The sequence below is a fragment of the Bacteroidales bacterium genome (assembly GCA_029210725.1).
Taxonomy (GTDB): Bacteria; Bacteroidota; Bacteroidia; order Bacteroidales.
Map to the genome: position 1 here is coordinate 40887 of JARGFM010000001.1, position 15047 is coordinate 55933.

Genomic DNA, 15047 nt, shown 5'->3' on the forward strand with positions numbered 1-15047 from the left:
GATATGTCAAAAAGGGATCCGTATATCATAAAGCGCATCAACCTCCGGAGAGTTTTGGTGGTAACGGCCATCAGTATCCTGGTGGTCCTGCTGATCCTCTTTTCCTTTATCATGGAGAGCGGCCTGCCCATTAGCTTTCAAAGCCTTGCCAGGATCCACTCGGAGCATCCGTCGCTTTTCCTTGTCGACCTCTTGCCACTGTTTGTCTCAGCCTTTCTACATCCCATGCACTTCCTTATGAACAAGGCCATACGGGAGTATGAAGAACGGGTACTTGCCTCGCAGCTGTTGTTGAAGCGAAACACCGAATTTGCCAAATTATTATCCGACGGGGAAAATCCGGAGCCCTACGAAGAGATGATGGAAACTGAACTGGGAAGATCGCTCCGGATGATTCATCTCAATATCAAGGCCGACCGGCGGCAGGAGCGTGAACAGAGCTATATTAACGAAGGGAAAAATCTGGTATCCAGGGTTCTCCGTGAACAGCAGGACCTGGGAGAGCTCTCTTTCCGGATCCTGAAGGTGCTGAACACATACATCCAGTCCATCCAGGGTGCCTTTTATCTTTTTGATGAAGATTCCCGGCGTCTGATCAACACCGCCACCTATGCCTACAACAGGAATAAGTACCTGGATCAGGAGTTTAAGATCGGGGAGGGACTGGTGGGACAGTGTGCCTTTGAAATGGACTACATCTACCGCACCGAGATCCCCGAAGATTACATCACCATCACCTCGGGAATCCTGGGCGACCATAAACCCGAAAGTATCCTGCTGGTCCCCCTGATCTCCGACGAAGTCCTGCAGGGAGTTCTGGAATTTGCATTTCTGAAGGAGCGCATTCCCAAACTGACCATCCAGTTCCTGCTTGAACTGGGGGAAATCATAGCCCGGACCATCCTGAACCTGAAGATGAGCATGCATACCCGGAAGTGGCTCGAAGAGTCGCGGTCCATGACCGAAGAGCTGAAGAAAAATGAGGCTCAGTTACAGGAAAATGTCAGGGAGATGTCCATCGCTCAGCTTAAGCTGGAGCAGGCCAATATTCAGCTGGAAGGTAAGATTACGGAAGCCCGGCTCACCTATATCAGTCCATCCGTAGTCAACATATTGGGCTATTCGATGGAGGAGATGATGGCTGGCAAGGACCTGGAGCGTATCGGGAAAAAAGATTCCAAACGCCTGCAGCAGGTATTCGACCTCCTGAAAGAGAATCCGGAAGCCATTGAACCCCTGGAATACTGGTTTATTAAGAAGAACGGCGAACGGGTATTTCTCCGCAGCTCCTGCAGAAACATGATCGACGATACAGCTATCCGGGGATTTCTGTTAAATACAACGGATATCACCGAATCGGTACACAGGGAACGGGAACAGCGGCTCAAAAGCCGGATGCAGGCTTTGTCGGAAAACTCCCTGGATCTGATCCTGCGGATAAGCACTTCGGGAAACATTTATTATGCCAATCCCATCGTCGAGGACTACACCCAAATTGCCCCCTCCTCCATGGTCAACCGCAACATAAGCGAAGTCCCCTTTTCACAGGTCTTCGTCGGCCTGCTCGATCAGATCCTCTCCTCCATGGAGCAATCGCCGGTAAAAAAGAACCTCCAGCTAAACCTGCCCATGGATCTTGGAGAACACCGCAGCGAAAGGATCCTGAATGTGGATGCCATCCCCGAGTTCCTGGAAAACGAGCTGGAGACCATCCTGATCGTGGGCCATGATATCACCGAAGCCAAACTGATCGAGAAGGAGATTAAAATTCAGAACCGGAAAGTGCAGGATAGCATCAACTATGCCGAACGGATCCAGTCGTCCATACTCCCGGAAAGCGCCCGCATAAAAAAAGCCTTTCCCCGGAGTTTTGTCTTCTACAAAGCAAAAGATGTGATTTCGGGCGATTTCCCCTGGTTTTTCGAGACCGAAGATTCCTGGTATATGGCAGCGGTGGACTGCACCGGGCATGGAGTGCCCGGAGCCCTTCTCTCCCTGGTGGGGCTCTTCCTGATGAATAACATATGCGGACTGAATCCGGGAATCTCAGCTGGTGAATTGTGCGAATCGCTGCACCAGGAGGTAAGAAAAACTCTGAAACAGGACCGGGATAAACCCGAAACCCGCGATGGAATGGATATGGCGCTTTGCCGTTTTTTGAAGAAAAGACCGGTGATGGAGTTTGCCGGGGCACACCGGCCCCTCTACCTGCTTTCGGAAGGAGAGGTCAGTGTTTATAAGGGGGAGCGAAAGGCCATCGGGGGACTGAAACACCCCAGGAAACCGGAAAGCCTCTTTACCCATGTGGAAGTGGAATACCGGCCGGGTGATAAATTCTTTTTTTTCACCAACGGACTAAGCGACCAGATGGGAGGGCCGGAAGGACTCAAGTAAGGTTCTGCACGTGTCCGGCAGATATTGCTTGAGAATGCAGGCTATACCATGCCCCAGTTCTATGATCATTTCAAAAAAGATTTTACGGAGTGGATGGGCAAAGAACGGCAGCTGGATGACCTGCTGCTGATTGGTATCGAAGTCTGATTTTTCCTATATTTAAGGCCTTATGACATATACCGGCGAATCCAAAGGATTTATCAACTACATCTATGACAGGTACTCCAACCTGAGCATCAAAGATATTACCCTGGTTTTTGAAGGACAGATCACCCACCAGGTGATGAAGGCGCTGACCGGCCTGGTCGAGGAGCAGCTCGACGAGGTGGAAGACGACAAAGTGCTTCGAAGGGTCTACCATGTGATGGTGGAATCTCTCCAGAATATCAACCGGCATGCCGAAGTCTATGAATACCGGGGCCATCCCTATCCGGCGATGGGACTGGTGCTGGTGGCAAAGAACGCAGTGCGCTTCCAGGTAACTACAGGGAATATTGTGGAGAGCGGACATGCCGAGGAGATCGCCCTGTTCCTGGCAAAACTGAATAACATGAACCAGGACGACCTGGATGATCTCTATAAGAAGCAACTGCGCGAAGGGATTCTCTCCCCCAAGGGAGGAGCCGGCCTGGGCTTTATCGATATACGGAGGAAAACCGGAAACCACCTGGACTATAGTTTTGTAAAGATCGACCAGGAGACTTCCTTCTTTATTTTCACTTCAACCATATCCAGATAGCAAATGGAGACATTAATCATTGAACACACCGACGACAGTCCCCGGGTCATACTCGACCAGGAGAACCAACAATTCGAGATAGCCGGAAAATCCCTGCCCGAAGACGTGGTGGATTTTTACCAGCCGGTGCTCGACTGGCTCTCCGCTTACCGGGAGGCACCACTTCCCAAAACCCTGTTTAACCTGAAGCTGATCTATTTTAATACGGCCTCGTCAAAAATGATCATGGACATCCTCCTGATATTTGAAGAGATGGTGGAAGAAGGGCATGAAGTGCTGATCCGATGGCACTCCCTGCGCTCGGATGAGGATATGCAGGAAGCCGGAAAAGAGTACGACGAGATGATTGAAGCCCCCTTTGAGCACGTCATTTATGATAAACCATGAGTGAAGCGATCCTGAAGGCCCTGATGCAGCTTTTTGCCCTGATCACCAAACAGGACAGGGGCATCAGTCGGCAGGAGATCGATTATGTAAACCGCTTCCTGGTACAGCAGATCGGGATCGATTCGGCCCCCGAATACCTCCGGCTGTATAAGGACACCGCCACAGAGGGACTCTCCCCAAAGAACCCGCCTGGTTCAGAACCTGATCCCTCTATCGAACCAGATTCCTTCACAGAACCAGATCCCGGCACAGTCCCAGATCCCCCCATCGAACCAGATCCCCCCACAGAAAAAAAACTGACCTCTGTTCTGGACTCGGTCCGCGTGCTGAAGCTCTGCAGGCAGATCAGCAAGACCATCAATCAGCGCCAGAAAGTGGTGGTTTTGGTGCGGATCCTGGAACTGGTCAATACCGAATACAAGCTGACCGGACAGCGCCTCAGCATTGTCCTGACGGTTTCCGACATTTTCCGCATTCAAAAAGAGGAGTACGAGACCATCTTCACCTTTGTAACTTCACAAAACGGGAAGGATCTCAGCCACAGAAACCACCTGGTGAACGACCCGCTCTTTTTCCTGCGGGTACCCTCGGTGGAACTCTATTTTGTGAAATACAAGGGCAGGGCCGAAGCTTTTCTCAACGGCCTGAGCATGCACACCGGGGTGTGCTATAATTTTGCAAGTGGCTCGACCCTGCGCTTACCCGTGGGACAACCGGTCTATTACAGCGACATCGCCTCCCGTTTCCAGTCGGGACCGGACCAGGAAAAGATCACTCTGGAAGCCGACCACCTCTCCTACTTCTTTCCCGGAAAGGTCACCGGGCTGAAGGATATCTCCTTTTCGGCCCGGGAGGGGAACCTGGTGGGAATTATGGGATCCAGCGGAGCCGGTAAGACCACCCTGCTGAACGTTCTCTCCGGGATGTACCCTCCGGCCTCCGGGCAGGTACGCATCAACAACATCGATCTCTGGAACGATAAGGGCCAGCTGAACGGGGTCTCCGGATTTGTTCCCCAGGATGACCTCCTGATTGAGGAACTAAGCGTATTTGAGAACCTCTGGTACAACGCCAAATTCTGCTTTAAACAGCTTTCCAGCGAAGAGATCCGTGAGAAAGTAATCCACACTCTTACAAGCCTGGGACTCTTAGAGAAAAAAGACCTGAGGGTCGGTTCGGTCTTGAACAAGACCATCAGCGGGGTCCAGCGAAAAAGACTCAACATTGCCCTGGAACTGATCCGCGAACCTTCCATCCTCTTCCTGGACGAACCCACCTCGGGGCTTTCCTCGCGCGACTCCGAAAATGTGATGGACCTGCTCCGGGAACTCACCCTGAAGGGGAAACTGGTCTTTGTGGTCATTCACCAGCCCTCGTCGGAGCTATTTAAAATGTTCGACCAGGTGGTCATCCTGGATGACGGGGGACGTCTGGCCTATTACGGGAACCCGGTCGAAGCGGTGATCCATTTCCGGAAAGCCGATAAACAGGTGAATGCCACCGTGGGCGAATGCCCGTATGCGGCAATGTGAATCCCGAACAAATCTTCAATATTATCGAAGCCCGGCAGATTGATGAATATGGCAACTATACGGACCTTCGGAAGGTCTCGCCGGACACCTGGGAAGAGATGTACAAGGAGGCCGGGCCCCGGGAAGCGGCTCCCCCGCCAGACTCCCCGCCCCCGTCGAGCCTCCATGTCCCGGGATGGTCCGGGCAGCTGTTCAATTACATGAAACGGGATGCCCGCTCTAAGATCAACAACCGCCAGCAATTGTTACTGACCCTGCTGGTAAGTCCCCTGCTGGCCTTTATCCTGGCTTATATTGTCCGCTATGTGGTCGATCCGACCAGCGGCGACTACATTTTCAGGGAGAACGAAAACATCCCCATCTACATCTTCATGGCACTGATCGTGGCCCTTTTCCTGGGGCTGATCGTAAGTGCAGAAGAAATCTTCATGGACCGGAAGATCCTGAAAAGGGAGAAGTTCCTTCACCTGAGCCGCTCCGCCTACCTGCTGGCCAAAATCAAGATCCTGGTGCTCATCTCTGCCATCCAGTCGATCACTTTCGTCCTGGTTGCCAACGGCGTCCTGGAGATCAGGGGAATGACCTTTGCCTACTGGCTGGCTCTCTTTTCCACGGCGGTCTGTGCCAACCTGATCGGACTGGTCATCTCTTCGGCCTTCTCTTCGGCGATCGCCATTTATATCGTCATTCCGCTGGTGATGATCCCCATGATGATCCTGAGCGGAGCCCTGTTCTCATTTGACAAGCTGAACCGGAAGATCACCTCCATCGACAAGGTTCCCCTGGTGGCAGAGCTTATGCCCACCAAATGGTCGTACGAGGCCCTGATGGTGCAACAGTTCAAGGACAATACCTTCGAGAAAAATTTTTACGACTACGAGAAGCATATCTCCTACTACAACTTCAAGTCGGCCTACCTCACCCGTTTTTCTGCAGTCAAACGGGAAAAGGAGCGCTACCTGGGCAAGCTCATGGAGGACCGCCGTGATCTCTATTTCCGGTGGCTGAACCTCTATCACAATGAAAGTGTGGCCGACCAGGTGAAAAAGATCTATGAAAAGAACCAGATTATCGAATACGAGGGAGAGCTGTACCAGCAGATCGATCCGGTTTATCTGGACCCCCTCCCCGAAGGGCCCCTGGGGATCCGGTCCCACTTTTTCGCTCCCCGCAAGTATTTTCTGGGCAGCTATTACGATACCTATAATTTTAACATTTCCTTTATCTGGTTCATGACCCTCCTCCTTTACCTGGCCCTTTACTACGACCTCCTGGGGAAACTGATCAGAAGCCCCCTGTTCAAAGGAAAAACAAATTCGTAATCCCTGAAACCCTTTGCAGCGGCAACCGTTTAAAACTTAAACAACACCGCTTTTGCAAATTGCTATTTTTATACGTGGAACCAGGCCCATACAGCCTTTCAAAGAACAGATACTATGCTAAAACACTTATTGCTTCTGCTAACTGCCATTCTTCTCCTGGCTGCCTGTGGCCAGCGCCCGTCGGAGAACCTGGAAGTCAATATGGACGAGGTGGAAACGGGAGAACTCCAGATCTCCTCCGAAACCATGAATGAGATCATCCAGAACATTGCCTCCCCCATCGAGGTGGCAGCCCTGATCAATGCACTGAATGTTCCCTACTCCATTTCTTACCTGGCCGATCCGGAAAGCCTTTCCGCCAACACCACCAGCTTTGAAATGGCCTTCAGCCTGGGGGCCCTCAGCGCCGACCTGGGTTACCTCAACATGTACGAGAAAACTGGAACAGCCGTAAATTTCCTCTCCAGCATCAACCGCCTGGCCGAGGCACTTCAAATCGGGCAGTTTTTTGATTTTGCCACCATCAAACGGCTGGCGACCTCCAGCTCGGACCTGGATTCGCTGATGTTTATCTCGGTGAACAGTTTCAACAACATGGACGATTACCTGCGGGAGACCGACAGAAGCAACCTGTGCGCCCTGATGATTGCAGGAGTCTGGGTGGAAGGCCTCTACCTGGCCACCCAGGTGGCCCAGAAAAACAGCAACGAGGACCTGAAATCGATGATCGGGGAACAAAAACTGATCCTCAACGACCTGCTGCTGATACTGAATAACTACCGGAACGAAGAGACCATCGCCAGATATATCAACGATCTGGAAAAGATCAAAAGTGTCTACGACCAGGTAAAGATCACCTACGAAGTGGGCGAGCCGGAAACCATGGAAAAAGATGGCATGCTGATCGTCGTTCAAAGCGAATCGTCCCATGTCTCCATGAGCGAAGAGACCCTCCGGAAAATCATCGAAGTCACGGAAGAGGTCCGGAACCTGCATATGAACATCAAAGCCTAAGCGCCATGAAGATTCTGAAACCACTGATAGCCGTTATATTTGTCCTCCTGACCCTCTCCATGGTGCAGAGCGACCGCAAGGAACACGTTCAGGCCTGTGCCGAAAAAGCAGGCGAAGGCGCCATCTATCTCAAAGAATTTGTGGTGAGCCTCCCCAAAGCCGAAAAGGACCAGACCCCACCCGTCTACCGCCAGGCCGTCATCCTTCGCGGTAACAACATCTACCGCTTCAACCTCTGCAGCGACAAGGGCCAGACCATCATCCGCATCTACGACAGCTCCAACATGGTGCTCACCTCCTTCGACACCCGCACCGACCGCGACTTCAACCCCATCAACTTCCTCTGCCGCAAAACCGGCAAGTACTCCATCGTAATCAACTTCCGTGATGGGAAGGCTGGTGAGGCCGTTGGGATTATGTCTCATGTGATGAAGTAAAAGCCACATCGAATCTTATATCACCTCAATATGATCAAATGTCAGGTTACAAGTAACTTAAGGCATCTTACAACTAACTTACGCCATCTTACAAGACACTTTTGTCAGTTGACAGAACACCCCTCAAACAAATTGAGATTCTGAAGAATAATAATTAGCGGATTGTAATCTTCGATGCGTCCCCCCACTCAACACTTGATCCCAATATCAATTTTCCCTTCCCGCTGCCATTTTTGGAGCAGTAAAACACTTATGGGATTAAGGAATACTTTTGTTCCAAATGACATTTTATTCCTTGATATCTCGCTTTTGTACTGATCAAGCATCCAATGCAGTTTATCGTAATCAACATAGTGAATTTTGTTGTTTTCTCTTCCTTCTTCAATAAGAAGGCGAAATATGCTCTCATCTTTAACAACTCTATATAATACATAGGGAATAGTGGCACTAGTTTTATCTCTTCGGAGTCTTAACTCATCGAGGAGAATCCCATTCATTGCTTCGCGAAATAGATGTCTTCCTATCCCATCTTCATAATTATATTTGGATGGCAGCGAGAAAAAAAATTCAATCAATCTAACATCAAGAAAGGGATATCTATATTCAATGCCATGAGTCTTAGATAACAAATAAGAAGTTTCCAACCTATAAGAAATATTAGGATGCATTAACCTTTTGTACTGTCGTCTCTTAACATCAGGATCATTGGGTTGGAAGATACGATTGAAAAATCTTCTCTTCATTTTATATTTCTTACGCATTACAGGATTTAAGGCAACTACTTTGAATCTAGATCTACGCCAATCATGTTTAAAAAATCTAATTAACCATGGAATATAGATAAAGATGTATTGTTTAATAAGTTGGAAATAAAAACTACCACTTCTTTTCCTAATCCTACTCCGAATTATATCACGCAATTTTTTAAACTCTCTTTTAGCAGCTAATTCTTGCACAAATCCTGCACCTTGATATGACACTCCTTCATCACCCCCAAATCCCGACATTAATACAGTCGCGCCAGTATTTGATAATTTCTTGTATAATATGTCGGACAATAAACCATAACTCTGAACTACCGCTTCTGGTCTAATTCCTAGATAATTTACTAATGCGTAATATGCTCCGGGTGAATCTTCTCCTGTAATGATGTAATGCTTTTCGATTTGCTTATCTTTTACAAGTTTAGAGCTGAACACTTTCTCACTTTTAAAACCGACTGGTTTTATTTGCTGATCTTTGTCAAGATCATGCGTAAAAGCATATACGGGAACATCCTGTTTAAAAGTATCCTTTATACAAGCAGCTATACCAGATGAATCTAATCCTCCGCTCAGTTCAACCCCAATCGGTCCATCAGAATAGCTCCGCTGCTTGACCGCCTCAATAAAACGATTCCTAAGTTCATGCACGGCCTCGGCCTTAGAAAAATTTATAAATTCCTTCTGAACCTTCAGATCCCAATAGCGCTTTAGATGAACTGTATCATCTTCAATTACCGTTAGCGAATGTGCTGGTGGTAATTTATTGACTCCCTTAAATGCGGATCTATTTTTTTCAGGTATAATGGTGCTTATTGAATCTAAAATAAATTGCTCATCAATAGAAAACCTGAATCTAGGTAAGGCTTTGAATGCGTTCGGATCAGAAGAAATAACAAAATATTTACTATCATCAACATAGTATAGAGGACGACAGCCGAAATGATCTCTAGCACCAAATAACTTATTCCTTTTTTTATCCCATATAGCAAAAGCAAAATCACCTTGAAGATGCATAACACAATCCTCTCCCCATTTTAGATAGGACATTAGTATGAGTCGGTTATCCGGAATGCCATCGAAATCACTTGTCCCTGCCTTTAATTTTCTCAATAAATCTAATCGATAATCAATCCGTGCATCTGCCACTATGATACATTTTGAGCTAACATCTGCATATGGCATTAAATCCTTTCCAAAGGCATTGGTAGTATGAAATACATGGCACCCAAAGCCCACATTTTTATCTATCCAGGTATCAGAAAATTGCCAATTTTGGGAGCCCATTTCATTCATTGCATTCTCAACAATTTCTGATACTATCAACTCCCCACTCCTACTTAGTATAATGAAAATTGAGCTCATAGAAACAAATGTAATAGAATCTTAAACAACCCTGTCAATCTATTTTTTTCATGAAGACACAACGTTTATAAGTATCTTTGTAAAAAACTAAGTTTGAAAACAAAGACCTACAGGGTAAATGGATTAAATCTGAGCTCTGAAATTGAACTCCCTGAACTTGTTAGTTCTAACGTTCAGAAACCCGATGTTTGGATAAGATTTGGGTCCGTTCCAGATCATTTACCTGAAGCGGCTGGATCGGGTGTATTATACGAAGCCTCAAAGGATGATTTCCTTTTCAAATTAAATACTGTTGCGAAGTACCGAGTACAAAATGGAAAATACATTACAATTGAACCTCTTGAGACAACTGATCAAAAAGAGATTCGCCTTTTTCTCTTTGCATCAACAATGGGAGCTCTATTGCATCAAAGGGGTATGCTAGCTATACATGGAAGTTGTGTAGCCAAAGAAAACAAAGGAATCATATTCACAGGAATTTCATCTGCTGGTAAATCCACTATCGCAGCTGGCTTTTACATAAAAGGTTATTCGGTTATTACTGATGATATTGCCGTTATTGATAATTCAGAAAAAAAACACTTTATCCATCCTGGTATTCCTCACCTAAAACTATGGCAAGATGTTGTTTACTATATGAATGAAGAAAGTAACTTGGAAAGAGTACGATCTGAGCTAGAAAAATATAGGAAACCCATACCTGCCCTAAAACCCTCAATCCATGTCCCTCTGGAAAAAATAATCTTGCTCACTACAAAAAATACTCCAGGATTTCATTTTGAGGAAGTCTTTGGGGCGGATAAATTCCAAATATTACGTCAAAATACTTATAGGGTACAATTCCTGGAAATGCTAAATCAACTTGAGATACATTTCAAAAATATATCAAGTCTTGCTTCATCTATACCTCTGTATAAAGTTGAAAGACCATCTTCCCCTTTACAGGTTATGGAATTGACAGATTACATTGAAAAGCATATACTTCACATTTAATGCTGGTTAGAAAAAAAAATATAATTTGGCTAGCATCCTATCCAAAATCAGGGAATACCTGGTTCAGATTGTTTTTGAGCTACCTTTACTCTGATTCAGAAGATGACATAAATATCAATCAATTAGACCTAGCCCCTATCGCAAGTAGCAGGAGTTTAATTGATCAATATCTAGGAATTAATACCTCTAATCTTACAATGAATGAGATTGAAATCATCAGACCAAAAGTATATAGAAAGATATCTGATGAAAGTGAGAATGAAGTCTTTTTGAAAACACACGATGCTTGGAAGTTAAATTCTGATGGCGAATCCATGTTCCCACCTGATGTTACAAAGGGGGTGCTATATTTTGTTCGAAATCCACTTGATGTGGCAGTCTCTTTTGCTTTTCATAGTAATACGGATTTTGCTAAAACAATCCAGCATATGAATGATGATACTTTTGGATTTTGTATGGAAGAGAATAGGCTTTTTAATCAGCTCTCTCAGCAAATGTTCTCTTGGTCCGGACATGTAAATTCTTGGGTTCATCATTCAAAATTGCCAGTCCATGTCATGCGTTATGAGGATATGCTACATAAGCCCTTTTTGACATTTACGAAGGCGCTTGATTTTTTGAATATTAAATACTCAAAAACTAAAGTCAATAATGCATTATATAATTGTTCATTTGATAAACTTACATTCCAAGAAGAGAAATTTGGTTTCAAAGAGAAAACTATTAATTCCCTAAAATTCTTTAGAAGTGGTACAATGAATGACTGGCAAAAACACTTAAAAAAACATGAAGTGAATCAAATCATTAAAATGCATCGATCTACAATGGAATCCTTTGGATATTTAAATGATATCCAATCATATATATACAAATAAAACAAATTTTGACTAAATTTGTATAACACTTAAAAAATATTGTAACTTGAATGAGAATAGAGATCAAAAGTGAATCTGTATTGAAGAGAAATCCACAACAATTGTTTAGCGATATTGATGGAGAAGTTGTAATGTTGAGTATAAATAATGGTGAGTACTACAATTTGGATCGTATAAGCACTCAAATTTGGTATTTGCTTGAGAACCCCATTAACTTTAATAATCTAATAGGTGATTTGATGAACATTTATGAGGTAAGTAAGGATACATGCATTAAGGACACAAAGTACTTACTTGAGGAATTCATACAAAAAGGACTTATTGAGATAATAGATGAATAAATTCTTTAAAGCTGTGCGCTATTTTATTCGTTCTAATTGGAACGAAAAAAGAGAGGTTTTTTTGATCATTATGATGTCAGCTAAAATCGCTTTGATGGTCAACTTTATCCCTCTTCGACACTATTATTCTAAATATTTTACCACAACCCAACAAATGCACCAAGATTTGCAACTGTATAAGAGAAAAATTTGTCTTGTGAAAAAAATATTGAACCATCTCCCCTGGAAAGTATCTTGCCTTACAGAAAGCCTAATTGTAAAACGCTATATTTATAAGCAATTTGGAGTAGATTTAATTATTTCAGTTGGCATTAGTAAATCAAGTGAACTAAAGGCGCACGCTTGGTACGGTAAAACAGTTACAAATGAATTTGTTAATATAGTAATACCATGATAAAAAAGGAATTTAGTAAAAAGCTTTGGACTAAACCTAGAATTAAAAGCCTGAAATTTAACAAAACTATGGGCGGAATGGTGGGAGGCATATCTGAAAGTCATTATGCTTCGCCTGGGGAGCCATCTTAAATATAGCATTATGAAAAACTTCATCATTTCAGTTCTTTTGGCAGTTACTTCATTCACAAATGTCCTTTCTCAATCTTGGGTCACTTCTAGTCAAATATCAAGTACAAATGACATAGTCGTTATTCAATCAACAATTAATAACGTTGGAGAGGTAATTGTTTTTGGATATTTTCTTGGTACATTGACTTCTAATAACGGTCAATCAATAGACTCTTATGGAGATCGCGATTATTTTCTGATTAAGTTTAACACAGATGGAGGAGTTGTATGGATGAAGGCAATCGGAAGTGAACTAAGAGAATACCTTTCTGGTGGAGTTGGGATTGATCAAGATAACAATATTTATGTTTCAGGAGGCTTTCAAAGCTATTTGAAATACTCGGATTCTGATTCGATTCAGAGCACAGGGGTATATGATGCATTTATTGTTAAGTATGACGATTCTGGTAATGCCCTTTGGGCTAGGAATTGTGGGGCTGGAGCATTATTTCAAGGAACAACAGCCTTAGAAGTAAGCCCAACAGGTAATTTACTAATATCAGGAATATTTATAGATAGTATTAATATACAAAATATTTATTCTTTATATACAGGCGACACTAGTGCTGATTATTTCTATGCAGAACTTAGCCCCATTGATGGGACAGTTCAATGGATTGAGCATATTCGTTCATTAAATCTGAAAAATGGGGCAATTTGGGATATTGCTAGAAGCCCGGAATCTTATGCTATGGCTGGATTCTTTTATGATTCCATTGGTTTCACAACGGATACCATAGCTCCATATAATGATAATCAGGATGTTCACCTCATTTCTACAGATCATTTAGGAAATATAAACTGGGTTCGAAAAATCAGTGGTAATGCTAGAGATTTAAGCTATTCTGTTGTTTTTGATGATGAAAATAATATTTACATAGCAGGGTATTATAATAGCGATACCTTAAGCTTTTTCACATCTTCCGAAGATAGTGTGACAGTTTACGAAAATAATGGAACCTATGATCTTTTTATTGCTAAATATCTATCAAGTGGAAGTCTTGATTGGTATAAAGTGATGGGAAGTAACGGAGAAGATAAAGTTTTTGATATAGAGTTTTTTGATGATAAAATATATCTATCCGGATATTTTTCTGACACCTTAAATTGGGGAGGAATTAATCTTATTTCGGAAGGTATCGGTGATAGAGATATGTTTACGGGAGCATTAGATAAGGATGGGAATTATAGGGATGCCAATTCGTACCATGGAAGGAATAATAGTTCGGATGAAGCCTGGAGCATATTTAAAAACGTAGATGAATTATTTACTGTAATGAGATCAAACTCTGATATGATGATACTTGGAGATAGTATCTATACTGCCGATAAAACAACATTTGGGATGTATATAGGGGTAATTGGCTGCCTCCCCATCTCTGTCGACCAAACCATTCCGAGAAATGTTGCAGGTTGCTATGGCGATTCAACCGGATCCATACAGGTAGTGGCTTCAGGTGGATTTGGATCACCGTGGCAATATTCCATCGATAACGGATTAAACTACTCAACCGTAGCTTATTATGATGAGCTTCCGGCAGGGGACTACCAGGTGGTGGTAATTGATGCTGAAAACTGTGCGGAAGTAGGTCCTTTGGTTACACTGACACAGCCTGATACGCTGCTTGCACAGTTTGTTTCGAAGGATGATATTCTTCATCATACAGACTGGAGGGGGGATGTGGATATTACGGATGGATCGCTGGTGGTTTCGGCTACCGGGGGAACGGGTCCGTATACCTTTCAATTAATCCCCGGCGGGAGTCCCCAGGCACTGGGCACCTACACGTTTACCTATGCAGATTCGGGTAAGTATGTGGTTGCAGTGAACGACATTAATGGCTGTGGTCCATCGGAAACGGATACCATCGAGATCAATGTAATACGCACCAGTGCTGTGGGAGTGGATGATTTTGAAGGGGCCGGGGTAAAAATTTATCCCAATCCTACGGCTGGGATCCTGACCCTTGAGATGCCCTTTGAGGGTGGTGTGTGTGACATGGAGGTGCTGAATATGACCGGGCAGGTGGTTCTGAAACGCCAGGTTTACCCGTCCGGAGGTATCATCAACGAAACCCTGGACCTGTCGGACAAGGCCAAAGGCCTGTACATGCTAAAGATCAACGGAGAAGCTCTCCGTTCGGCCATTATGGTGAAATAAAGCATATAATTAACAATAAGTTAAGGCCGTCTTTTTTGATATTGAAGACGGCCTTTTCTATTTTTACGTGCCTTATTCTATTAATTTGAGGTGGTGATTCAATTGAATAAGATTTTATTCTTCACTGCTTCGACTATTTATAATAGGCTTTGCTTATGTAAT

General features: G+C 44.3%; 14 protein-coding genes. 13 read left to right on the plus strand and 1 reads right to left on the minus strand.

Going from position 1 to position 15047, the window contains the following annotated elements; all coding sequences use genetic code 11:
* Positions 1 to 3: 3 nt before the first annotated feature.
* From P1P86_00180 to P1P86_00215, 8 genes are all read left to right on the plus strand, one after another.
* On the plus strand, positions 4 to 2394 hold the full coding sequence (locus P1P86_00180) for a PAS domain S-box protein (protein MDF1573595.1): 2391 nt from the start codon (positions 4 to 6) through the stop codon (positions 2392 to 2394).
* 24 nt (positions 2395 to 2418) lie between these two features.
* Positions 2419 to 2541: a hypothetical protein gene (locus P1P86_00185; protein MDF1573596.1), complete on the plus strand. Its 123-nt coding sequence runs from the start codon at positions 2419 to 2421 to the stop codon at positions 2539 to 2541.
* Positions 2542 to 2563: 22 nt separating this feature from the next.
* Positions 2564 to 3133, plus strand: a complete 570-nt coding sequence (locus tag P1P86_00190; GenBank protein ID MDF1573597.1) for a SiaB family protein kinase — start codon at positions 2564 to 2566, stop codon at positions 3131 to 3133.
* Between the two features lie 3 nt (positions 3134 to 3136).
* A complete protein-coding gene (locus tag P1P86_00195) occupies positions 3137 to 3520 on the plus strand; it encodes a DUF1987 domain-containing protein (protein MDF1573598.1) in 384 nt (127 codons plus the stop codon).
* Positions 3517 to 5052, plus strand: coding sequence for an ATP-binding cassette domain-containing protein (locus P1P86_00200; GenBank protein ID MDF1573599.1), 1536 nt, complete (start codon positions 3517 to 3519; stop codon positions 5050 to 5052). Before P1P86_00195 ends, P1P86_00200 begins: the two co-directional genes overlap by 4 nt.
* Positions 5031 to 6374, plus strand: coding sequence for an ABC transporter permease (locus P1P86_00205; protein MDF1573600.1), 1344 nt, complete (start codon positions 5031 to 5033; stop codon positions 6372 to 6374). The genes P1P86_00200 and P1P86_00205 overlap by 22 nt, the downstream gene beginning before the upstream one ends.
* 114 nt (positions 6375 to 6488) lie before the next feature.
* The gene (locus P1P86_00210; protein MDF1573601.1) at positions 6489 to 7388 is read left to right on the plus strand and encodes a hypothetical protein; all 900 of its coding nucleotides are present in this window, start codon (positions 6489 to 6491) and stop codon (positions 7386 to 7388) included.
* Between the two features lie 5 nt (positions 7389 to 7393).
* Positions 7394 to 7825, plus strand: a complete 432-nt coding sequence (locus tag P1P86_00215) for a hypothetical protein (protein MDF1573602.1) — start codon at positions 7394 to 7396, stop codon at positions 7823 to 7825.
* Positions 7826 to 8013: 188 nt separating this feature from the next.
* Here the strand turns inward: P1P86_00215 and P1P86_00220 are convergent, their stop codons facing one another.
* Positions 8014 to 9951 carry an asparagine synthase-related protein gene (locus P1P86_00220; GenBank protein MDF1573603.1) on the minus strand — a complete coding sequence of 646 codons (1938 nt, stop codon included), beginning with the start codon at positions 9949 to 9951 and terminating at the stop codon, positions 8014 to 8016.
* A gap of 93 nt (positions 9952 to 10044) precedes the next feature.
* On the opposite strand from P1P86_00220, the gene P1P86_00225 reads away from it, so the two are divergent.
* The 5 genes from P1P86_00225 to P1P86_00245 all read left to right on the plus strand — a co-directional run bounded on the left by P1P86_00225 (position 10045) and on the right by P1P86_00245 (position 14885).
* Positions 10045 to 10944, plus strand: coding sequence for a hypothetical protein (locus P1P86_00225; GenBank protein ID MDF1573604.1), 900 nt, complete (start codon positions 10045 to 10047; stop codon positions 10942 to 10944).
* Positions 10944 to 11819, plus strand: a complete 876-nt coding sequence (locus P1P86_00230) for a sulfotransferase domain-containing protein (protein MDF1573605.1) — start codon at positions 10944 to 10946, stop codon at positions 11817 to 11819. The genes P1P86_00225 and P1P86_00230 overlap by 1 nt, the downstream gene beginning before the upstream one ends.
* 50 nt (positions 11820 to 11869) lie before the next feature.
* On the plus strand, positions 11870 to 12160 hold the full coding sequence (locus tag P1P86_00235; protein MDF1573606.1) for a lasso peptide biosynthesis PqqD family chaperone: 291 nt from the start codon (positions 11870 to 11872) through the stop codon (positions 12158 to 12160).
* Positions 12153 to 12554, plus strand: coding sequence for a lasso peptide biosynthesis B2 protein (locus tag P1P86_00240; protein MDF1573607.1), 402 nt, complete (start codon positions 12153 to 12155; stop codon positions 12552 to 12554). Before P1P86_00235 ends, P1P86_00240 begins: the two co-directional genes overlap by 8 nt.
* A gap of 141 nt (positions 12555 to 12695) precedes the next feature.
* Positions 12696 to 14885, plus strand: a complete 2190-nt coding sequence (locus P1P86_00245) for a T9SS type A sorting domain-containing protein (protein MDF1573608.1) — start codon at positions 12696 to 12698, stop codon at positions 14883 to 14885.
* Positions 14886 to 15047 lie beyond the last annotated feature (162 nt).

Excerpts from the sequence above, each read along its gene's own strand:
- P1P86_00200 (MDF1573599.1), top strand. The coding sequence starts at position 3,517 with ATGAGTGAAGCGATCCTGAAGGCCCTGATGCAGCTTTTTGCCCTGATC.
- P1P86_00215 (MDF1573602.1), top strand. The coding sequence starts at position 7,394 with ATGAAGATTCTGAAACCACTGATAGCCGTTATATTTGTCCTCCTGACC.
- P1P86_00230 (MDF1573605.1), top strand. The coding sequence starts at position 10,944 with ATGCTGGTTAGAAAAAAAAATATAATTTGGCTAGCATCCTATCCAAAA.
- P1P86_00240 (MDF1573607.1), top strand. The coding sequence starts at position 12,153 with ATGAATAAATTCTTTAAAGCTGTGCGCTATTTTATTCGTTCTAATTGG.
- P1P86_00180 (MDF1573595.1), top strand. The coding sequence starts at position 4 with ATGTCAAAAAGGGATCCGTATATCATAAAGCGCATCAACCTCCGGAGA.
- P1P86_00210 (MDF1573601.1), top strand. The coding sequence starts at position 6,489 with ATGCTAAAACACTTATTGCTTCTGCTAACTGCCATTCTTCTCCTGGCT.
- P1P86_00245 (MDF1573608.1), top strand. The coding sequence starts at position 12,696 with ATGAAAAACTTCATCATTTCAGTTCTTTTGGCAGTTACTTCATTCACA.
- P1P86_00220 (MDF1573603.1), bottom strand. The coding sequence starts at position 9,951 with ATGAGCTCAATTTTCATTATACTAAGTAGGAGTGGGGAGTTGATAGTA.
- P1P86_00190 (MDF1573597.1), top strand. The coding sequence starts at position 2,564 with ATGACATATACCGGCGAATCCAAAGGATTTATCAACTACATCTATGAC.
- P1P86_00205 (MDF1573600.1), top strand. The coding sequence starts at position 5,031 with ATGCCCGTATGCGGCAATGTGAATCCCGAACAAATCTTCAATATTATC.
- P1P86_00195 (MDF1573598.1), top strand. The coding sequence starts at position 3,137 with ATGGAGACATTAATCATTGAACACACCGACGACAGTCCCCGGGTCATA.
- P1P86_00235 (MDF1573606.1), top strand. The coding sequence starts at position 11,870 with ATGAGAATAGAGATCAAAAGTGAATCTGTATTGAAGAGAAATCCACAA.